We start from the raw sequence: 18941 nt of genomic DNA, 5'->3' as shown, positions 1-18941 counted from the left end.
GGCCGTTCCCAAGCCCAAGCCCAACATAGAGCAAACGTCGTGCCAGAGCGATTCGTCAATGGCATAACGCTTGCTTTTGGATAAAATGGGGGCGGGCCATGGACGCCGTCAACGGGTAGGGAGCGAAAATGTCAGGCACGACGCTGTCGATCAGCAGCAAGAACTATTCGTCCTGGTCGCTGCGCGGCTGGCTGATGACGAAACTGGCCGGGATCGATTTCGACGAGGTGATCGTCGCTCCCGACGACGCGGACGCGCGGGCGGAGATACTGCTTCTGTCGCCCTCGATTCTGGTCCCGCGCCTCACTTACGACGGCATCCCGGTGTGGGACACGCTGGCGATCGGCGAATTCCTGGCCGAGGTTGCGCCGAATGCAGGCCTTCTGCCTAAGGATCAGGCGGCGCGCGCGCATTGCCGGTCGATCTGCGGCGAGATGCATTCCGGCTTCGTCTCGCTCCGTCAGGCGCTGCCGATGAACATCAAGGCCGAACTGCACAACTTCAAGATCTGGTCGAAGGCCGAGGCCGACATCGAGCGGATCAAGGCGATCTGGCGCGAGTGCCTCGCAGCTTACGGCGGCCCCTGGCTGTTCGGCGCAATCTCGATGGCCGACGCGATGTACGCGCCCGTGGTCAGCCGCTTCCGAACCTACGGCGTCCAGCTCGACGGCAACCTCGAAGCCTACGCCGACCGGGTCTGGAACTGGCCTGCGATGCAGGAGTGGCGCGAGGGCGCGCTCGCCGAGGCGGACCAGATCGAGGAACTCGAGGTCGAATTCTAGCGCCGGCGCCGGCGCGCGATCGCCCCTCGAACCGGGAGGGGCGTCGCCTTCGCGGCTCCCGGATCGTTGCTTTTCAGCGGTTTGCGCTGACGCGCCGCCCTGGGCGTCCGCGATCGCCGTTGGCGATGACGGGGCGCCCGCGCGCCCGACGGCGGACATGGCGGCCTCTGTTCGGTCTTGAAAGAACAAATATAGAACATATTGCGGAGGCCGGCAAGGATTTGTCGACTGCAAGGCGCACGCGACTCCTCGGGTCGGCCCCGCGCAACGAAACCGTCAAAGGGCTGCTGTTCGCATCTGAGCGGCGTTTCGTGCGCGTCGTCCGGGCTAGCGCTGAACCGGATGGTGATGGCGGTGGGGCCGGGGATGATGCCGGACGGGTTCCGGGGCCGGCGGCGACATGCCGACATAGACGATGACGGGGCTGGACATGACGGGCGGCTGATGGGGCACATGCGAAGCGTCGCCCAGGAGGAGCTGAAGCGTGTGCCGGCCGGTCGGCAACGTCACGGTCGCCTCGGTCTGGCCGCCGCCGAAGTGCAAATGGTTCTCGTCGTTCGGGATCGGCTGGTCCAGGGGAGGCAGCGGAGCGTCGATCAGGAGGTGGTGATGACCGGTATTCGGCTTGTCGACCCCGGCCGGCGCGACGCCCATCTTTTCCAGTCCGAAGCGAACCGGAAAGGTCGTAGGGACATAGGCCCCGTTCTTCGGCGATATGATGTAGACCTCGGCGCCTGGCGGCGAAGCGTGGCGCGTTTCCGGCGCCGGCGGAGCCGCCGCCTGCGTCGGCGCGCCCTCGACCACAGTGACGTGGATCTTGTCGGAAAAGATCGGCGGAGTGTGCGGGATGTGATTCGCGTCGCCCAACAGCAGTTGCAGCGTGTGCGGCCCGGGCGGCAGCGAGAGTTCGACCTCCGTCTGGCCGCCGCCGAAGTGGAGATGGTTCTCGTCGTTCGGGATCGGCTGGTCGAGCGGAGGCAGGTCGGTGTCGACCAGGAGGTGGTGATGGCCGGAGTTGGCCTTCCTGGTTCCTGCAGGCGCGACGCCCATGCCTCGCAGGCCGAAGTGAATCGTCGCCTTTGTTCCGATGACTGCGCCGTCCTTGAGGTCGACGAAGAAAACCTTCGCCCCAGGCGGCGATGGGGTCGGCCCCGAGGTCGTCGGCGATTGGGCGAGGGCGCTCGACAGGTACGCCAGGCCTGCGAGCCAGGCGACGATTGAGCAAACGACGAGCTTCATGCCGATTTCCCCAATCGTTCGTCAAGATAACAGCATTCACAGATTCGAGCGCTCAAGATCGTGTCGACAATGTTTACTTTAAGCCTTGACCTAATACCTCTCGCACGGTGTTATCATGATGAACACGATTGTAAAGCACCGATTTTGATTTATACGTCCGCAGAGTTGTTCTGATCGCGCTTGTTGGCTCGCGTATTCCTTGTCATCGACAACATTCGCGTCGCGGTGTAAGAATTTTCAATGGAGCGCACTGTGCATGGTCTCTCCTGGAGGTTTCCGGAGTGGCGCGCTGCGGCGATCTTCGGCGCCGTCCTGATCGTCTGCGCCGCGGGGCCGGCAAGGAGCGAGGGATCGGACGCGGAACGTCTTCCCGGGGAGATCTTTCGCGATTGCCCCGACTGCCCGGAACTGGTGGTCGCGCCTCCCGGCGAGTTCGATATGGGCTCCCTCGTCAAGCCGACTGAGCAACCGGTTCACCATGTCCGGATCGCAAAGGCCTTCGCCATCGGCCGGCGCGATGTGACGTTCGCCGAATGGGACCGTTGCGTCGCGGCCGGCGGCTGCAAGTTCAGTCCGCCCGATCAGGGCTGGGGACGGGGCGACAGGCCGGTGACGAACGTCGACTGGGACGACGCCGTGGAGTTCGTCGCCTGGATTTCCAAGACGACCGGGAAGCCGTATCGACTGCCGACCGAGGCGGAGTGGGAATACGCGGCGCGCAGCGGATCGACGACCCCCTATTGGTGGGGTCAGGACGTCGGCGTCGGACGCGCGCAGTGCGCCGAGTGCGGCGACCGCGACCCCGGCCGGACCGTGCCGGTCGGTTCGTTCAAGCCCAACGCCTTCGGGTTGTACGACACCGCGGGAAACGCCGCCGAATGGGTCGAGGATTGCTGGAACGCCTCCTATCGCGGCGCGCCGGACGACGGGTCGGCCTGGGGAACCGGCGATTGTTCGCTGCGAGTCCTGAGGGGCGGTTCGTTCGCCGACAAGGCCCTGGCGGTCAGATCTTCGGCGCGATTTCGCTACGACGAGGACGTCCGCTACTACGCGAACGGCTTTCGGGTCGCTCGCGACGTCAACTGAGGGGAAAGCCAGACAAGATTCGCTCTGAGGCGACTGATTACGTCTTTCGCGGAGGGCATTTCATGATCAGGATTTTTGTGACCTTGTTCGGGATCCTCGTGGGATCCGCCTTGGCTTATCTGTTCGTGACGCTCGACCGCGAGGACTTCAGCGTTCCCTCACGCGCTGGGGAAGCCTCGGTCGCGCCTGCGGCAGAGGCGCATGACGACGAGGAGGAGGATTTCCTGGCGGCCCGTCAGACCGGGTCGTTCGAGGGGTGGGAGGCGTTTCTCACGCGCCATCCCGACGGGCCGTACGCGAAGTTCGCGGAGGCGGAAGCCCGCAAGGACTGGGACCGCAGGCGCGCCCCCGCTCCCCCTGCCGGGGCGGCGCCGGCCGCCCAAATGGTGAGCGACGGCGGCCGGGCCGTTCCGCCGCCGACTGCGCCCTCCGCCGTCGAGGAGATCTGCAAAGACGACGAGGATCGCCTTGGACAGCTGCGCGCGACTCTCGCGCCTGAGGCGATCCTGAAATTCGCCGGAGAGCTGCGCTGCGAAAGGTTGAGGCCGCAACTCGTGGCTTTGGCCGCAGCGGCGGCTGTCGCAGACACGCGGCGCGCCGGCGCTGCTTCGGAAACACGCGCCGCCGACGCGCCGCCGACGACGCAGGGCTCGCCGCCGGCGCCTCCGCCTTCCGCCGACGTCGCCTGCAAGCAGGATGAGGGCCGCCTCGCGCCGCCACGCCCGGGTCCCTCGTCCGCGGAGGCTCTGAATTTCGCCGAAGATATGCGTTGCGGTATGGAGCGGCTTCAAGTTCAGGCGCCGGCCGCCGCTCCGGTTGTGGCCGGCGCGCCGCGAGCCGGCGCAGCCCCGGAAGCGGACAGCGCCGACGCGACGATCCCGCCGCCGGCGCCGCCAGACCCCGACGCCGTCTGCAAGCGGGACGAGGAGCGCCTGGTCCGGCTGCGCGCGAATCCATCGGGGGAAGAAGCCGTGAAATTCGCCGCGGAGTTGCGCTGCGAAAAGCTCGCGCCGCAAGTCGAGGCTCTTATTCAGGCCCTGGACGTCGCGACCATGCCGCCAGCCGGCGCAGCCTCGGGAACGGTCGGCGCCGACCGGACGACGGCGCAGGCTTCGCCGCCGGTTCCTCCGGCTTCGGAACCGGAGCGCGCCGACCGGACGACGGCTGAGGCTTCGCCGCCGGTTCCTCCGGCTTCGGAACCGGAGCGCGCCGACCGGACGACGGCTGAGGCGTCGCCGCCGGTTCCTCCGGCTTCGGAACCGGAGCGCGCCGACCGGACGACGGCTGAGGCGTCGCCGCCGGTTCCTCCGGCTTCGGCGCCGGAGCGCGCCGACCGGACGACGGCTGAGGCGTCGCCGCCGGTTCCTCCGGCTTCGGAACCGGAGCGCGCCGACCGGACGACGGCTGAGGCGTCGCCGCCGGTTCCTCCGGCTTCGGCGCCGGAGCGCGCCGACCGGACGACGGCTGAGGCGTCGCCGCCGGTTCCTCCGGCTTCGGAACCGGAGCGCGCCGACCGGACGACGGCTGAGGCGTCGCCGCCGGTTCCTCCGGCTTCGGCGCCGGAGCGCGCCGACCGGACGACGGCTGAGGCGTCGCCGCCGGTTCCTCCGGCTTCGGAACCGGAGCGCGCCGACCGGACGACGGCTGAGGCGTCGCCGCCGGTTCCTCCGGCTTCGGAACCGGAGCGCGCCGACCGGACGACGGCTGAGGCTTCGCCGCCGGTTCCTCCGGCTTCGGAACCGGAGCGCGCCGACCGGACGACGGCGCAGGCTTCGCCGCCGGTTCCTCCGGCTTCGGCGCCGGAGCGCGCCGACCGGACGACGGCTGAGGCTTCGCCGCCGGTTCCTCCGGCTTCGGAACCGGAGCGCGCCGACCGGACGACGGCTCAGGCTTCGCCGCCGGTTCCTCCGGCTTCGGAACCGGAGCGCGCCGACCGGACGACGGCGCAGGCGTCGCCGCCGGTTCCTCCGTCGCCCGTCCCTTCAACCAGCCCCGCCGCGGCGGGCGAGCGCGTTGCGCGGGATGAAGTCCGGGCGTCCGGCGGAACCGAAGACGCAACCGCAGCGGCCGACGCATGCCGGCGCGACGAGCAGAGTCTCGCGGAGTTGCGGCGGAATCCTTCCCGGCAGTCGATTGCGCAGTACGCCCGGGCGTTGAGGTGCGACAGGTTGTGGCCACAGTTTTCGCGCCTGGTCGACAGCCTGGACGACATGACTGCGCAGACCGCCAGCGCGCAGACCGCGAGCGCGCCGCGTTCGCCGGCCAGCGAGGGCGCCGCGGGGGGACCTGCGGGCGCGTGCGCTGCCGATCAGGACAGCCTGAACCGAGTGCGAATGCAGCCAACGCCGGACGCCGTTCAGGACCTCTGGCGAGACCTTCGATGCGAGCGGTTGCGCCCCCAGGTCCGCCTCCTGCTCGAGAGCCTCGATCTCAAGTCCGACCCTTCCGGCGCGTGCCGGCGCGAAGCCGGGGAACTCAATCGGATTCGGAGCAACCCCGACCGACGCGCGGCGGAAGACTTCGCCCGGGACGTCCAGTGCGACGTCCTCAAGCCGCAAGTCGCCCGATTGCTGGAAAGCTTGCGCGAATGACGGCCGGGCGAAGCCGCAGCGCGCCGCGGCGGCCAACCACAGCGCCGCCCGTCCAAGCCCCGGTTGCGGACGGCTGCAAGGGAAGAGGCAGCCGGGCGTACGAGCGCGGCGCGCGCCGGAATACTTTCCGGCGACAGCGCCGAGCCGCCAATCCACGGCGCCGCCCGACGCGGGCACAGCCGCGACCGCATCGGAGACGCCAGAGCGAGATGCGAATCAGTCAAATCGCCTCTCGTTCGGGATTCTTCGAGAGAGCGGAATCTTTCGCCGAAGCCGGAATCCATCTTTCGCATCCCGCTCTCGCTAACCAGACACCACCGACTTCCGAAATCCACGCGTCCTATTGACGCAGCCGTATACAGTGTACCACATCCCGCTGTTGGTGGTATGGGTCGGGATACGCTGGCGCAGCCGATCCTCCCGCAGTGGGACCAATTCAAATGGTCAAGAATTTTCTTCATTTATTCGTCAAATATTTGTCTTCGGTGTTAGATTGTTTGGCACCAAATCAAATTGATTCCAAATTGAAACGTTCAATAAAGCAATCTGTTAATGTATTGATATTTTTGTGTGTGCTTGTTATAATTGGTTATACGCTGACACCGTATCATAAAAAGCCCAAAAGTGAAGTTATAGGAATGATTGCAGCACAAACGCTTTGGATGGAATGCCGAATTCCGAAAATGCCTGAAGTAAGAGCAGACTCTATACACAGTGCACTTGTCGACGACGGGTTTAGAATCGACGATAAAGACCCCGATCTAATACGTGAAATAGATAGGAGGCGAAAAGAAATCAAAGATAAAAACGCGTGGTGCGCAGATGCACGGCAATTCTTTGGCGAGTAGCAGATAGTATAGAATTTGCTAGCTGGATGAGAGGATATAAGTTCGATGCCTACTCCTGTATATATCGTAGATAGTACACCAGAGCCATTCTATGTGATTGAATCTCTACCTATATTTGTGTATGGTATGTACGATTTGTGGCCGAAAACGCACCCTCTCATTTGTATTGTTGTCAGCTTATTAGCTGCAGTTGCTTATTGCTATATGTATCAATTACAGTATATCCGTGGAATAGTTGCAATATTTGCTATAGCAGTATGGACCTACCTTGCTTATTATTTTTCGTCTCTATTATTTCCGGGCGATAAAATATGGATATACGGCCTAACTGGTTTCACTATCTGTGTGATAACGATGAACAAGAAGAAGTACATACGTAATTTTTACCAAAGAAGCTTTACCATTTGGAATGTGTAGGCAATGAAGAGACATCTTGGCGTGTTTCGATACCACGTCAAAAAATTCTGTGCGCCGGTGGGGCCCACCCGGTTGCACCCAAGAACGCCCATGCGCCCGCGCGTCGCTACACTCCTTACACACACAGGAATAGGAAGGAAAGTCAGCGGCATAAGCGTGTATGTAGGGAAAGAGGAAAAAGCCGAGACGAGGCCCGCCTACACCTACACGAAGCGGCTCGCGGTAACTGCTCGCTCAAGTAGTCGGCACGCGCCGGCGCTCCGCAAAGTCTATGCACTGCCGAACGCGTGCGCAGCCCGCCGGCGGATGGGGTGGTTGATGAAATGCGGAAGCTCGATTTCGACCTCGCAGTCCCAGCCGAGCGCGAACATTACAGGAACAAAATGGGCCACAACTTGTGCCAGACTAGTTAGGGATAGGCGGCCGCCAGATAGTCCACGATGACCGCCGCGTCTCCGGAACTGATCGGCGCCTGGAAGACCTTGATCATCTTCTGCACCTCCGCCTCCCAGAAGGGCCGCCCTTTTCCTGGCGGCTGGGTCGACGTGTAGTCGGCCGAATGGCAGGCGAGGCAGATGACTGCCGTTTCGTCGCCGGGCCCCGGCTTCAAGGCGGCCGTCTCTTCGGGCAGCTTGTAAGCCAGCGGCGCGGCGACCGCCGGACCGACGGAAGCCGCAAGCAGAGCGGCGAGCAAGACGCGACTGGGCGGGTTCATGGTCAGGAGGCCCTCACGTTCACGCTTTCGACCACGTTGCGCATGTAGCCAGACGGGTTCCACAACGGCTCGAGCGGCTGCGTGTCTCCGGCGGCGTTGGTCGCGCGGACCATGAGGCGGTGCGCGCCTGCGGGCAGGGTCAGCCGGGTCGTCCACGGGCGGAAGGCGTATTTGCCCAGGTCCTCGCCGAGTGCGGCGTCCCCCCACGAGCGGCCTTCGTCGGCTGACACGGCCACGTTTGCGATCCCGTGGCCGCCGTCGAAGGCGATGCCGCGCACCAGCAGGCTCTGGTCCGCCGCGACGGTCGCGCCGTCCTGGATGTTGGTGATGAACGACCGGACGTTGAGCCGGCCGATCGGGACCGTGCTCGCCGCAGCCTTTCCGGGCTCGGTGCAAGCGCAGGCGTTGGCGGGGATGCGGTAGGCCGACTTCACCCAGTAACCGTCGAACGGCGCATCGAGCGCGTCGATTCGCGCGATATGCTTCATCCAATAGGTCCCGTAAAAGCCGGGGACGACCAGCCGCGCCGGAAAGCCGTTGAGCCAGGGCAGATCCTCGCCGTTCATGGCGTAGGCGACCATGACCTCTCCGTCCCGCGCATGGTCGATGTCGAGCGCCTTGACGAAGGGCGGCATCAGGAGCGCGGTGTCGAGACCCTCGAAGGAGATCTGCACGACGCCCGGGTTGACGCCCGCCCTGGCGAGAAGCGCCTTCAGGGGAACGCCTTTCCAGCGCGCACAGCCCATCGCGCCGTTGCCGAGTTGTCCGCCCGCGACGCGCGGGTTGAAGAAACCGCGCCCGTTGCCGGAGCATTGGTTCACCGCAACGACTTCGACCGGTTCGAAGCCGGTCCTGAGGTCGTGAAGCGATAGCGACAGGGGACTGTCGACCTTGCCGCCGACCGTCAGCCGATAGGCGTCCGGGTCGATGGAGAGGGGAATCTTTTCGAGATGGTAGCGGACGTAGAAGGCGTCGTTCGGGGTGATCGGGCCCTCGTCGAACACGCCGAACGGCGTCTCGAGCTGCGGCGGACGGGTCGTCAGCCGGATGAGCGGCCGCTTCCCCGGATAGGCCACGAGCGGGCGCTCGCCATTGCCGATCGGCAACGTCACCGTCGCATCCGCCGCGAGCGCCCTGCTCCCGCCGCTCGCGGCGAGCGCGCCAGCCCCGGCGGTCAGCGCGAACCTGAACGTCTCGCGTCGCGTAAGCATGGTCGGCATTCGAGAGCCCCATACAGCCGTGAACATACGTAATCGTAATGGAATTGGTCGAGCGCGGCAAGGCGGGGCTCAGCGAAAGCGCCGTCCGCCGCGGCTCCGCCGGAGGCTTTTTCAGCGCACGACGTCAGCCGCTGCGCCGCGCCCGCGCCGGGCCGGCCAAGGCATAGAGCCGCCGGGCCAGACCAGGGATGGCCAAGCTGGAGCGTACCCGGGAACGGCGACGCCTGGCGGTCTCCCGCCGGAGCGGACGAGTCCAGGCGTTCGATCGAGATCCGAACAATCCGGGCGCCGGATTCAAACCCCAGAACCCGCGTTCGGAAGCGCCGCGGGCAGGTACAGGCGTTGCTCTGGGCCGGCTCTCCGCCTGAAGAAGCATCTCCCGCACCCGAGCCTGCCGGTTCTGACAATCGGAAAGCGGACGTATGGCGGACTGCAACGTCAGGTTCGCCACTTTCGCTCCCAGGAGTCGGACGTCTACCGCAAGCTCGGCTAAGAGGTCTTGCGCGAACTCGACTGGGCTGCGGATTTCAAGCGATTATCCTTGCCAAGGCATCTTCGCATGCGCTTGTAAAAAAGTCTTAGTCATTGCCTAGAGTTCACCTGATGGACCGGCTTCCTCGCAACAAAGTTACCGTTTTCATCGATAGCAAAGACGACGAACCCTCTGTAAGTATCGCCGTCTTGTGCAAGTTCCGCGGCGATAGCAGTCGCATAAAGATGTGCTGCCTGTCGACTTGCAAAGATAGTTCCAGTTAGGTCTATGTTCGTGTCGGGACTATGGGCCTCGCGTATTTCGCCCATATTCAGAACGTGAAAGAAGTAGCGCATCCCAGTCTCCAGGGTTGAAGATTTATGGGTGCTGCGAGCGGTATAATATACTGGTGCTATTACGGGGACGTCAGGAATCCGGTAAAAATACCGGGAAGATGCGAATGTCGAGGCGGCCTCAGGACGGGCGATCACTGCGGAGCAATGGAATGGCTGGGTGAACGGCGCTTCTTGGCCCTGGAGGTCTTCGTGACAGGCTCGACGTCAATCGCCAATGGCAGCCCCAAGATCCGTGCCCTCACGCGATCCAAGGCAGGTTCGGAGAAGTCCGCGCCTCTGTCTGGGTTGCGCCGGACCGGCATCCGTGTTTTTGGCGACATGCCTTGGGGAACCCATGTCTGCGTCTTCTACGAGACGAAGGACGACCTGCTCGACACCGCGACGTCCTATTTCAAGGCCGGGTTGAAAAACAACGAATTATGCGTGTGGGCGGTGTCCGACCCAATCACCGAGGCGGACGCGCTGCATGCGCTGGGTCAGGCCGTTCCCGAGTTCGACCGGCATCTGACCGAAGGCGCGATCGAAGTGCTCCAGGGAACCGATTGGTATCTGGATGGAGGCGTTTTCGATCTGAAGAGAATCACCAGCGGGTGGAGCGAGAAGCTCGAGGGAGCCTTGGCGAGGGGCTTCGACGGGATGAGGGTCAGCGGCAACGCGTTCTGGATCGCAACGAACCACTGGAAGGAGTTTTGCGCGTACGAACAGGAGCTCGATCATTCGCTCGCCGGGCAGAGAATGATCGTTCTGTGCACCTATTCGCTCAGGGCGAGCAGAGCGGTCGATGTTCTGGACGTCGCGCGGGTCCACCAATGCACGATAGCGAGGCGCAATGGGAACTGGGAGTTTCTCGAGACCCCAGAACTCGAACAGGCAAGGAAGGAGATCGAGAGGCTCAGCAGTGCGATCAATGTCTTGTCGAGACCTTTTCCGGGCCGGGAGTTGCTGACGCCGCGCGAACGCGTGACGGTGGCTCAGATCGTCCGGGGGGCCTCCAGCAAGGAAGCGGCGCGGACGCTCGGGGTCAGTCCGCGGACTGTGGAATTTCATCGTGCAAACGTGATGCGGAAGCTCCGCGTGAAGAACGCAGCCGACCTCGTGCGGAAGGTGCTGGCCGAATAGCGTCGTCGTCGACCGGCGGCTGGCCGCCGCCAGCCTCGGCGGCGCCGCAGCCGGCGCCACGAACGGAGATTTCTTCGACTGGCGAACATCTGCTCATTCAAGGGTCAGATCGCGCCTTCGCTTGCTGACGATGAGGGCGAGCCACAGGCAGACGATGGTCATCCCGGCGGCGAAGACGCCGTAGGTGGCGAACCCCGCCCGGATGCCCCAGTCCTGCGCGATCGAGGACATGAGAAAGGGGAAGACAAACGAACCGATGCCGCCGCCCGTCGCCGCAAAGCCGACCGCCTGGCTCTGCGACCGCGGAAAGCAGGCGCCGACCAGAGTCATCACCGTCGGGTAGTAGATCGAACAGCCCAGGCCCGCCAGAAACAACAGGCCCATGCCGACGTCGACGGTGACGGCGGAGACGGTCAGATAGCCCAGCAGCATGAGCAGGGCGATGGCAGCGGTCGCCAACGCCGACAGTCCGACCAGCGCGGCCTCGGGGCTCGCGCCCCTGTCCAGCAACGGCACGCCGAAGCGTCCGGCCAGCAAGCCCAGCCAGAACAGCGAGACGAGCATGGCGCTGGCGTCGGGCGGATAGGCGAAGACGACGACAAAATACTCCGCGACCCAGTTCGAGACCCCCAACTCGACGCCGAGGTAGAGGAAGAGGGCGAAGAACGACAGCCAATAGGCCGGGCTCGCGCTCAGCCGCTCCCGCGTTTCGCGGTGTTCGGCGGCTTCCCGCTGGACGGGCGGCAAGGCGGCGAACCCCATCAGCGCCGCCAGAGCCACGAAGATCCCCGCCATGCCCCGGTAGACGAAGGCCCAGTCGAGGCCGCTCAGCATCAGCATGCCGACCGCGAACGGCCCGACGATCGCGCCGACGGCGAAAGCGCCATGCAGCAGGTTCATCAGCCGACCGGTGTTCCGGTCGTCCATCCGCAGGATCGTCGCATTGAGGCCGACTTCCACGCCGCCCTGGCCGAGGCCGATGAGCGCGCTCAGCACCGTGTTGGCTGCGGGATTGGGCGTGGTGGCGAAGAACGCGAGTCCGGCGACGATCAGCGTCAGCGCGAGCAAAATGGTCGGTTTGGACCCCCAGTGCTTCACCAGATAACCGGCGACGAAGGTGGAGATGAAATAGGCCACCGCGCCCGCGCCGAGGACAATGCCCGCCGTGAGATAATCCCAGTGGAAATTCGCGAGGATCTTCGGCAGCGTCGCGCCGATGATCGTCATCGATGTGCCGAACAAAGCGAACAGCGCAAAAACGGAGAGAAACAGGCCGCGGAAGCGCGGTTCGATCAGCGTCACTTGTCTTCTCTCCCGGCCGTCGCGGCCTTTGGCTCGCCGATTCCCGCCAGCCAACCTCGCGCCCATCGGCTATGCGATCGCCTTCGCCGAGTCACCAGCCACGGCGGCGTGCGCATCGGGGTCGCTCGCGGATCGAACGCGGCGTAGAGGAGTGTGGCGAACAGTTCCGCGGCGTCGGCGCCCACGAGATAGGCGTCGGCCTTGCGGATCGCGGCCAAGAGATCGGGCTTCTGGCGCAGGCTGATGCGGATCAGCGTCTTGGTGATGCCGGTGAACAGCGCGGCCGGGACGCCCTTGCCGCAGACGTCGCCGACCCCGACGGCGACGCGTCCGTCGTCGAGCGCCAAGCGTTCGCACCGGTCGCCGCCGACGTCGGGCGCGGCGGTCATCGCGGCGCAGACACCGAAGCCTGTCCCTGCGGGCGTAGCGAGGCGACGTCGGCGAAGGGCGCCGCTCGCGGCCCGCCTCGCGCCGTTTGCGGGCTTCCCGTCAGCCGCCGAGCTGGATGAAGATCTGGTACCGCCCGGAACTCACGGTGAAGCCGTTCTGGAGGCCGGACAGGCGAATGATCACGCCGTGCGTGTTCTTCAGCCAGATCTCGCCCGGCAGGGAGCCGAGAGACAGCGGCGGGCCGCCCTGGATGTAGGCGCCGGCGAATTGCGACACGTCCCTGAGGTTGTAGACGACGCCTTCGCCCTGAATGCCCGAGAGCGCCCCCGGTCCGATCAGTTCGCCGGTCAGCGTGAACGGATAGCGCCGCCCGTCGACCGTCAGCGTTCCGCCGCCGAGGCCGGTCCCGGAGACGAACACCTCGGTGAGATCGACCCTGGCCGTCGGCCTGAGCCCGCGCACGTCGGCCGCCGTGGGAACGATGGCCGGCGGCGTGGCGCAGCCCGACAGCGCGAGGACGGCGAAAGCCGCCGCCGCGGCGGACCCGGACATTCTGGCTCTGACGGTCATGGCGTGCGCCCCTTCGTGCGCCCGGTCATCGCGCAATCCGCGCACGGCGGCAAGGGGCGGGATTTTCACCGCCGGGGACGCCGAGGCGCAAACGAGGGTCCTGGCGTTTCCTGGCGTCCTTCGCGTTGAACGCGCTACTTCGCCTTCCCGATCTCGATCAAAATCTCGTCGCGGCCGAGGCTCAGCGACGCGCCGGTCTGGGTTCCGGTCAGGTGCATGACGACGCCGGCCTTGTTCTCGAGCCAGAGGTCGCCCTTGCCGGAGGTCTCGAGTCCGATGCCGCCGGTGCCCTGCACATAGGGGCCGGAGAATTGCTTGATGTCGTCGAGCCGGTAGACTTCGCCCGCGACGTCGAGCTTCTCGACCGCGCCGGGTCCGACCACGGTGCCGACCATCTTGAACGGATAGGTCTTGCCCCGGAAGGCGAGCGCGCCCGTGCCGACGCCTGCGCCGCCGGCGAACACTTCCGTCATGACGACGCGGCCGGACGGCTCGATCCCGGCGATCGTCTGCGCGTTCGGCACCTCGGTCGGAATCGGGTTCATCGCGCAGCCGCCGAGGGCGACGAGCGACGCGACGAGCGCGGCGCAGCGGGCGGCCGCCGCTTTGGAGAAGATGGTCATGACTGTCCCCCAAAGACCTCGGCGCCCGGTTCGCCGCGGCGCCAGATGAAGATTTGACGACGCTCTTGGCCGATTCGCCGCGTGGACGCAAGCGGGCCGCAGGACCGAGCAAACGGCGGCGCGAGATCCTCCCGGTCTCGCGCCGCCGCCCGCTCCTGTCGGCGTGTGAGCCGCCGTCCCGGAACGGCGAAAGCCCTTGCGCCTCGACGACTTTCCGGAACCCGGCGCCCGGATTAAGCCTTCGCAAGAAACGGCGGCGCGTCGCCGTTTCCTGCGTGCGGGCCGAGCGCGGGAGGGGTCGGCGAGAACCGCCGCCCGCCTGGTCACTTCACGCCGAGCAGCGCCAGCATGATGCCGCCCGAGATCGCCGTGCCGAACACGCCGGCGAGATTGGGGCCCATGGCGTGATAGATCAGGTAGTTCTCCTTGTCGTACTCGAGCGCGACGTTGTGGCTGACGCGCGCTGCGATCGGCACCGAGGCGATGCCCGCCGAGCCCAGCAGCGGGTTGATCTTCTCCTTCAGGAACAGGTTCATGAGCTTGGCGCCGACCACGCCCGAGCCGGTGCCGAACACGAACGCGACGAGGCCGAGGACGACGATCTCGATCGTGCTGCCGGTGAGGAACTTGTCGGCGGCCATGGTCGAGCCGATCGCGACGGTGAGCACGATGATGATCACGTTCATCAGGTCGTTGGCCGCGGTCTTGGCGAGGCGGCTCACCACCAGAACCTCGCGGAACAGGTTGCCGAGCATCAGCATCGTGATCAGGGGCGCGACCGGCGGGAAGAACATATTGACGATGATGCCGATCACGATCGGGAAGGCGATCTTCTCGAGCCGCGTCACCTGGCGCGACTGCTTCATCCGGATCACCCGCTCCTCGGGGGTGGTGAGCAGCTTCATCACCGGCGGCTGGATCAGCGGCATCAGCGCCATGTAGGAATAGGCGGCGACCGAGATCTGCGGCAGCAGATGGGGCGCGAGCTTGACGGTCATGAAGATCGCCATCGGCCCGTCGGCGCCGCCGATGATGCCGATCGCGCCGGCCTCGTGCAGGGTGAAGCCGAGGAGCTTGGCGCCGATCAGGGCGACGAAGATGCCCAGATGCGCCGCGGCGCCGAGGATGACCAGCTTCGGATTGGCGATCATCGGCGCGAAGTCGGTCATCGCGCCGACGCCGAAGAAGATCAGCGGCGGCACGATCAGCAGTTCGACGCCCTGATAGGCGTAATGGAACAGGCCGCCCGGCTGGGTGAGGTCGGACCCGGGAACGTTGGAGATGATGCAGGAGAAGCCGATGCCGACCAGCAGCAGCGGCTCGTAGCGCTTGACGATCGCCAGATAGATCATGCCGCAGCCGATGGCGATCATCACCAGGTTGCCCCACCAGAGGTGGGCGAGGCCGGTCTGGTCGGCGAGCGCGCCGAGAAAGGCAAAGAACTGTTCAATCAAGGGACGTTTCTCCTGCCCGGACCATGTCCGCCGCTCAGTGGTGGCCTTCGCGCAAGCCCTTTTCGTCGACCTTGCCGAGCCGGTTGAGGAGGGGGAACAGCGCGAGCACCACGCCGATCCCGGAAATCATCACAATCGACATGAAGAAGTCGACGAAGCTGAGCATGAGCGCCCCGTAGAGCGAGTCGGGCATCGTCATTGGAACGCTCCTTCAGGCCAGCGTCACGAGGACGCCGCCAGTGTCGACCGAATCGCCGGTCTTGACGGCGATCGCCGTGACCTTGCCGGCGCCCTTGGCGAACACCTCGGTCTTCATCTTCATCGCCTCGATGGTGGCGATCTTGTCGCCGGCCTTGACCGTCTGGCCGATCGCCACGTCGATCGACTGGACGGTGCCGGCGAGCGGAGCGACCTCGTCGCCGGCGCCGGCCACCGGCCTCGCCGGCGCCGGCGCCGCGAGCGCAGCCGCGACGGCCTGCGCCACCGGATGGACGCCGCCGGCCGGAAGCGCCGACGCGTCATGGCCGATCTCCTCGACGAGCACTTCGTAGGCGCGCCCGTCGACGCTGATCCTGAACTTCCGCTGCATGGGGACTCCTGATTCAACGAAACTCGAAATAACCCGGACCGCCGATCAATGCGGGCGATGCGACATCTGGTGCTGCCAGCGGCCTTCCGACGCCCAGGCGTTGCCGGTCGCCGCGTCCTCGATATGGACGACCCGGAACCCGTAGGCCGCCACCGCCGCCGCGATCGCGACGACGTGGTCGGCCGGGACGCCCTCGGGCGCGCCGGCCGCCGCGGGCCTCGGCGGGGCGGCCGCGCCCTTGCGCTTGCGCTCCTCCTCCGCCTCGGCCTTCTGCCGGGCGATCTCGGCCCGCTCGACCCAGCTCAGAAAGCGGCCGAGGTACCGGATTGCCACCCACGCGAGGGCGAGCGCGACGATGAGGACGATCAGGTCGAACAGAGTGGACAAGGCGTCGTTCCTCGAGCCGGGGTCAAAGGGGAATATTGCCGTGTTTCTTCGGCGGCCGCACTTCCCGCTTGGATAGCGCCTTTCTCAGCGACAGCGCGATCGTCGAGCGGGTGATGGCGGGGTCGACGACATCGGTGATGTAGCCGGCCCCCGCCGCCATGTAGGGCGAGGCGAACTCGGCCCGGTAGGCGGCGGCGAGCTCGGCCGCCTTCGCCTTCGGGTCGGCCGCCGCCTTGATCTCCTTGTTGTAGAGCACCCGGACGGCGCCGTCCGCCCCCATCACCGCGATTTCCGCCGTCGGCCAGGCGAACACGAAGTCGGCGCCCATCTCCTGGCTGCACATGGCGAGGTAGGAGCCGCCGTAAGCCTTGCGCAGGATCACCGTCACCTTCGGCGTGGTGCACGAGGCGTAGGCGAACAGCAGCTTGGCGCCGTGGCGGATGATGCCGCCGCGCTCCTGCTCGATCCCGGGCAGGAAGCCGGGGACGTCGACCAGCGTGACCAGCGGGATGTTGAAGCAGTTGCAGAAGCGGATGAAGCGCGCGCCCTTGTCGGCCGCGTCCATGTCGAGCGCGCCGGCTCTCACCGCCGGCTGGTTGGCGATCAGGCCGACCACCATGCCCTCGATCCGGGCGAAGCCGATGATCAGGTTTTCCGCGAACGACCGGTGCACTTCGAGAAACTCGCCGGGATCGACGATGCGGTCGATGATGCCGCGCACGTCCATCGGCATCTGCGCGTCGTCCGGGATCAGCGGATAGATGCCGTCGTCGGCGGCGAGCGAGATGTCCGCGGTCGGCCGATGCGGCGGGTCCTCGGAATTGTTCGAGGGCAGGAAGGACAGCAGCTTCTGGACGATGGCGACCGCCTCGGCGTCGTCCTCGGCGAGGAAGTGGACGTTGCCGCTGACCGACGCGTGCATGTCGGCGCTGCCGACCTCGTCCAGGGTCACCGACTTGCCGGTGACGGCCTTGATCACCTCCGGTCCGGTGATGAACATGTAGGCGTTCTTCCGGGTCATGACGACGAAGTCCATCAGCGCCGGCGAATAGGAGGCGCCGCCGGCGCAGGGTCCGCACACGACCGCGACCTGCGGCACCACGCCCGAGAGCAGGACGTTCATGTAGAAGACATCGCCGTAGCCGGAGAGCGCGTCGACGCCCTCCTGGATGCGGGCGCCGGCCGAATCCTTGAAGGCGACGACCGGCGTGCCGAGCTTGGCGGCCTCCTGCATCAGCGTCACGATCTTCTTGGCGTGCATCTTGCCGAGCGAGCCGCCCACGACGGTGAAATCCTGGCTGAACCCGGAGACGACGCGGCCGCCGACGTAGCCCGTGCCGGTGATGACGCCGTCGGCGGGCAGCACCTTGGTCTCCATGCCGAAGAAGCGGCCGGAATGACGCACATGGGCGCCGAGTTCCTGGAACGTGTCCGGCTGGAACAGCGCCTCGAGCCGATCGCGCGCCGTCATCAGACCCTTCTCGCGCCGCAGCGCGAGCTTGTCGGCGCCGCCGCCGGCGCGGATGTCCTCCTGGCGGCGGCGCAGGTCCTCAAGCAGTTCCACGGGTAGCGTCATGTCGTCACCGTTCGCCAGACTTTGCGCCGGTCGCCGGGAACGAGGGCGACTGACGGCGACAAGGGTTCGGCGATCCCTTTCGGAAATCCGGCGACGCTACCGTTCGCTACAGAATTCCGCCCCCGGTCGCCACTGTCACGCTTAGTCTAGATCAGCACTTTTGTATCTGGAATGACGCAGATGGTCGCGGCCTTTCTGCCGCGGATTTTGGCCCGCTTTCTCATCCTTAAGGCGCAGCCGCCGCATCCTTCGAAGGCGGCGCGCGTCCCGCGCGCAAGGCCGCGAGACGCCGCGCGTTCCCGCCGCGGGGGGCTTCGAGGTCGCTCGCGCCCGGTTCGACGACGCGGTTGCGGCGCGGGCGCGCATGCTGGAAAGTCGCCCGCCTCAGGAAGCGAAAGGAACCCCGCATGACCCAGGGCATCGATGGCAAGGTCGTCGTCATCACCGGCGCGAGCAGCGGCCTCGGCGAGGCCACGGCTCGCCTTCTCGCGGGCGCGGGCGCGAAGGTCGTCCTCGGCGCGCGGCGGCTCGACCGCCTCGAGCGGCTCGCGGCCGAACTCGGCCTCGGGCCGACCGCGGCGCTGAAGACCGACGTCACCGATCGCGAGCAGGTCAGGGCGCTCGTCGACCACGCGGTCGGCGTCCACGGGCGCATCGACGTCCTCCTCAACAACGCCGGCCTGATGCCGCACTCGCCGCTCGAGCGCGGCAAGGTCGAGGACTGGGACCGGATGATCGACGTCAACCTGAAGGGCGTCCTGTACGGCATCGCCGCCGCGCTGCCGCACATGAAGCGGCAGAAGAGCGGCCACATCATCAACGTGTCGTCGGTCGCCGGCCACAAGGTCCGGGCCGGGGGCGCGGTCTATTCCGCCACCAAGACCGCGGTGCGCGTCCTCTCCGAGGGCCTGCGGCAGGAGGTCAAGCCCTACAACATCCGCACGACCATCATTTCCCCGGGCGCCGTCGAGAGCGAATTGCCCGACAGCGTCACCGAGCCGGACATTGCCGCGGGCATGAAGGCCTTCTACGCCGCCTGCGCGATCCCGGCCGAGTCGTTCGCCCGCATCGTCGCCTTCGCCATGGCCCAGCCGGACGAGGTGGACGTCAACGAAATCCTGTTCCGCCCGACCGCCCAGGAGTATTGAGCGGCGCGCCGGCGCGAGGGTCTCCGCTGCGGAGGGCCGAAGTCCCGCGCTTTGCGC

At 65.9% G+C, this 18941-nt stretch carries 19 protein-coding genes; 6 read left to right on the top strand and 13 right to left on the bottom strand.

Annotation, left to right across the window (positions count from 1 at the left end; translation table 11 throughout):
- Positions 1 to 128 precede the first annotated feature (128 nt).
- Positions 129 to 782 (top strand): glutathione S-transferase family protein, encoded by a 654-nt coding sequence (locus DFR50_RS01955; RefSeq protein WP_113887512.1) that lies wholly within the window; start codon positions 129 to 131, stop codon positions 780 to 782.
- 327 nt (positions 783 to 1109) lie between these two features.
- On the opposite strand, the gene DFR50_RS01950 is transcribed toward DFR50_RS01955, so the two are convergent.
- Positions 1110 to 2021 (bottom strand): DUF4399 domain-containing protein, encoded by a 912-nt coding sequence (locus DFR50_RS01950; protein WP_113887511.1) that lies wholly within the window; start codon positions 2019 to 2021, stop codon positions 1110 to 1112.
- A gap of 240 nt (positions 2022 to 2261) precedes the next feature.
- Here DFR50_RS01950 and DFR50_RS01945 point away from each other — a divergent pair, with 240 nt between their 5' ends.
- From DFR50_RS01945 to DFR50_RS31190, 3 genes are all read left to right on the top strand, one after another.
- Positions 2262 to 3107: a formylglycine-generating enzyme family protein gene (locus DFR50_RS01945; protein ID WP_113887510.1), complete on the top strand. Its 846-nt coding sequence runs from the start codon at positions 2262 to 2264 to the stop codon at positions 3105 to 3107.
- A 62-nt stretch (positions 3108 to 3169) separates the two neighbouring features.
- A complete protein-coding gene (locus DFR50_RS33270) occupies positions 3170 to 5698 on the top strand; it encodes a hypothetical protein (RefSeq protein ID WP_113887509.1) in 2529 nt (842 codons plus the stop codon).
- 440 nt (positions 5699 to 6138) lie between these two features.
- Positions 6139 to 6546, top strand: a complete 408-nt coding sequence (locus tag DFR50_RS31190) for a hypothetical protein (protein ID WP_147262635.1) — start codon at positions 6139 to 6141, stop codon at positions 6544 to 6546.
- A gap of 826 nt (positions 6547 to 7372) precedes the next feature.
- Here the strand turns inward: DFR50_RS31190 and sorB are convergent.
- The 3 genes from sorB to DFR50_RS31185 all read right to left on the bottom strand — a co-directional run bounded on the left by sorB (position 7373) and on the right by DFR50_RS31185 (position 9726).
- Positions 7373 to 7678, bottom strand: coding sequence for a SorB family sulfite dehydrogenase c-type cytochrome subunit (sorB, locus tag DFR50_RS01935; RefSeq protein WP_113887508.1), 306 nt, complete (start codon positions 7676 to 7678; stop codon positions 7373 to 7375).
- A 2-nt stretch (positions 7679 to 7680) separates the two neighbouring features.
- On the bottom strand, positions 7681 to 8889 hold the full coding sequence (gene sorA / locus DFR50_RS01930; RefSeq protein ID WP_113887737.1) for a SorA family sulfite dehydrogenase catalytic subunit: 1209 nt from the start codon (positions 8887 to 8889) through the stop codon (positions 7681 to 7683).
- A gap of 591 nt (positions 8890 to 9480) precedes the next feature.
- The gene (locus DFR50_RS31185; RefSeq protein ID WP_147262634.1) at positions 9481 to 9726 is read right to left on the bottom strand and encodes a DUF6894 family protein; all 246 of its coding nucleotides are present in this window, start codon (positions 9724 to 9726) and stop codon (positions 9481 to 9483) included.
- 144 nt (positions 9727 to 9870) lie between these two features.
- Here DFR50_RS31185 and DFR50_RS33415 point away from each other — a divergent pair, with 144 nt between their 5' ends.
- Positions 9871 to 10845: an MEDS domain-containing protein gene (locus DFR50_RS33415; protein ID WP_342634523.1), complete on the top strand. Its 975-nt coding sequence runs from the start codon at positions 9871 to 9873 to the stop codon at positions 10843 to 10845.
- A gap of 93 nt (positions 10846 to 10938) precedes the next feature.
- Here the strand turns inward: DFR50_RS33415 and DFR50_RS01920 are convergent, their stop codons facing one another.
- The 9 genes from DFR50_RS01920 to DFR50_RS01885 all read right to left on the bottom strand — a co-directional run bounded on the left by DFR50_RS01920 (position 10939) and on the right by DFR50_RS01885 (position 17736).
- Positions 10939 to 12147 (bottom strand): MFS transporter, encoded by a 1209-nt coding sequence (locus tag DFR50_RS01920; RefSeq protein WP_170153005.1) that lies wholly within the window; start codon positions 12145 to 12147, stop codon positions 10939 to 10941.
- Entirely contained in the window at positions 12144 to 12536 is a 393-nt protein-coding gene (locus DFR50_RS01915) for a PP2C family protein-serine/threonine phosphatase (protein WP_113887506.1), read from the bottom strand. Before DFR50_RS01915 ends, DFR50_RS01920 begins: the two co-directional genes overlap by 4 nt.
- A gap of 100 nt (positions 12537 to 12636) precedes the next feature.
- The gene (locus DFR50_RS01910) at positions 12637 to 13107 is read right to left on the bottom strand and encodes a hypothetical protein (RefSeq protein ID WP_147262633.1); all 471 of its coding nucleotides are present in this window, start codon (positions 13105 to 13107) and stop codon (positions 12637 to 12639) included.
- 134 nt (positions 13108 to 13241) lie between these two features.
- A complete protein-coding gene (locus DFR50_RS01905) occupies positions 13242 to 13730 on the bottom strand; it encodes a hypothetical protein (protein ID WP_113887504.1) in 489 nt (162 codons plus the stop codon).
- 323 nt (positions 13731 to 14053) lie between these two features.
- Complete coding sequence (locus tag DFR50_RS01900) at positions 14054 to 15184, bottom strand: sodium ion-translocating decarboxylase subunit beta (protein WP_113887503.1); 1131 nt, start codon at positions 15182 to 15184, stop codon at positions 14054 to 14056.
- Positions 15185 to 15218: 34 nt separating this feature from the next.
- Complete coding sequence (locus DFR50_RS31835) at positions 15219 to 15383, bottom strand: hypothetical protein (RefSeq protein WP_170153004.1); 165 nt, start codon at positions 15381 to 15383, stop codon at positions 15219 to 15221.
- Positions 15384 to 15395: 12 nt separating this feature from the next.
- The gene (locus tag DFR50_RS01895) at positions 15396 to 15773 is read right to left on the bottom strand and encodes a biotin/lipoyl-containing protein (RefSeq protein WP_113887502.1); all 378 of its coding nucleotides are present in this window, start codon (positions 15771 to 15773) and stop codon (positions 15396 to 15398) included.
- 45 nt (positions 15774 to 15818) lie between these two features.
- Positions 15819 to 16160: a hypothetical protein gene (locus DFR50_RS01890; protein WP_170153003.1), complete on the bottom strand. Its 342-nt coding sequence runs from the start codon at positions 16158 to 16160 to the stop codon at positions 15819 to 15821.
- A 22-nt stretch (positions 16161 to 16182) separates the two neighbouring features.
- Positions 16183 to 17736 (bottom strand): acyl-CoA carboxylase subunit beta, encoded by a 1554-nt coding sequence (locus tag DFR50_RS01885; RefSeq protein ID WP_113887500.1) that lies wholly within the window; start codon positions 17734 to 17736, stop codon positions 16183 to 16185.
- Positions 17737 to 18143: 407 nt separating this feature from the next.
- Here DFR50_RS01885 and DFR50_RS01875 point away from each other — a divergent pair, with 407 nt between their 5' ends.
- Positions 18144 to 18884, top strand: a complete 741-nt coding sequence (locus DFR50_RS01875) for an SDR family oxidoreductase (protein ID WP_113887498.1) — start codon at positions 18144 to 18146, stop codon at positions 18882 to 18884.
- Positions 18885 to 18941: the final 57 nt, after the last annotated feature.

Source organism: Roseiarcus fermentans (assembly GCF_003315135.1).
In the GTDB taxonomy this organism is placed as follows: Bacteria; Pseudomonadota; Alphaproteobacteria; order Rhizobiales; family Beijerinckiaceae; genus Roseiarcus; species Roseiarcus fermentans.
This window is presented reverse-complemented; position numbering and strand designations above follow the sequence as displayed.

Excerpts from the sequence above, each read along its gene's own strand:
- DFR50_RS01955 (WP_113887512.1), top strand. The coding sequence starts at position 129 with ATGTCAGGCACGACGCTGTCGATCAGCAGCAAGAACTATTCGTCCTGG.
- DFR50_RS01950 (WP_113887511.1), bottom strand. The coding sequence starts at position 2,021 with ATGAAGCTCGTCGTTTGCTCAATCGTCGCCTGGCTCGCAGGCCTGGCG.
- DFR50_RS01945 (WP_113887510.1), top strand. The coding sequence starts at position 2,262 with ATGGAGCGCACTGTGCATGGTCTCTCCTGGAGGTTTCCGGAGTGGCGC.
- DFR50_RS33270 (WP_113887509.1), top strand. The coding sequence starts at position 3,170 with ATGATCAGGATTTTTGTGACCTTGTTCGGGATCCTCGTGGGATCCGCC.
- DFR50_RS31190 (WP_147262635.1), top strand. The coding sequence starts at position 6,139 with ATGGTCAAGAATTTTCTTCATTTATTCGTCAAATATTTGTCTTCGGTG.
- sorB (WP_113887508.1), bottom strand. The coding sequence starts at position 7,678 with ATGAACCCGCCCAGTCGCGTCTTGCTCGCCGCTCTGCTTGCGGCTTCC.
- sorA (WP_113887737.1), bottom strand. The coding sequence starts at position 8,889 with ATGCTTACGCGACGCGAGACGTTCAGGTTCGCGCTGACCGCCGGGGCT.
- DFR50_RS31185 (WP_147262634.1), bottom strand. The coding sequence starts at position 9,726 with ATGCGCTACTTCTTTCACGTTCTGAATATGGGCGAAATACGCGAGGCC.
- DFR50_RS33415 (WP_342634523.1), top strand. The coding sequence starts at position 9,871 with ATGGAATGGCTGGGTGAACGGCGCTTCTTGGCCCTGGAGGTCTTCGTG.
- DFR50_RS01915 (WP_113887506.1), bottom strand. The coding sequence starts at position 12,536 with ATGACCGCCGCGCCCGACGTCGGCGGCGACCGGTGCGAACGCTTGGCG.
- DFR50_RS01910 (WP_147262633.1), bottom strand. The coding sequence starts at position 13,107 with ATGACCGTCAGAGCCAGAATGTCCGGGTCCGCCGCGGCGGCGGCTTTC.
- DFR50_RS01905 (WP_113887504.1), bottom strand. The coding sequence starts at position 13,730 with ATGACCATCTTCTCCAAAGCGGCGGCCGCCCGCTGCGCCGCGCTCGTC.
- DFR50_RS31835 (WP_170153004.1), bottom strand. The coding sequence starts at position 15,383 with ATGACGATGCCCGACTCGCTCTACGGGGCGCTCATGCTCAGCTTCGTC.
- DFR50_RS01895 (WP_113887502.1), bottom strand. The coding sequence starts at position 15,773 with ATGCAGCGGAAGTTCAGGATCAGCGTCGACGGGCGCGCCTACGAAGTG.
- DFR50_RS01885 (WP_113887500.1), bottom strand. The coding sequence starts at position 17,736 with ATGACGCTACCCGTGGAACTGCTTGAGGACCTGCGCCGCCGCCAGGAG.
- DFR50_RS01875 (WP_113887498.1), top strand. The coding sequence starts at position 18,144 with ATGACCCAGGGCATCGATGGCAAGGTCGTCGTCATCACCGGCGCGAGC.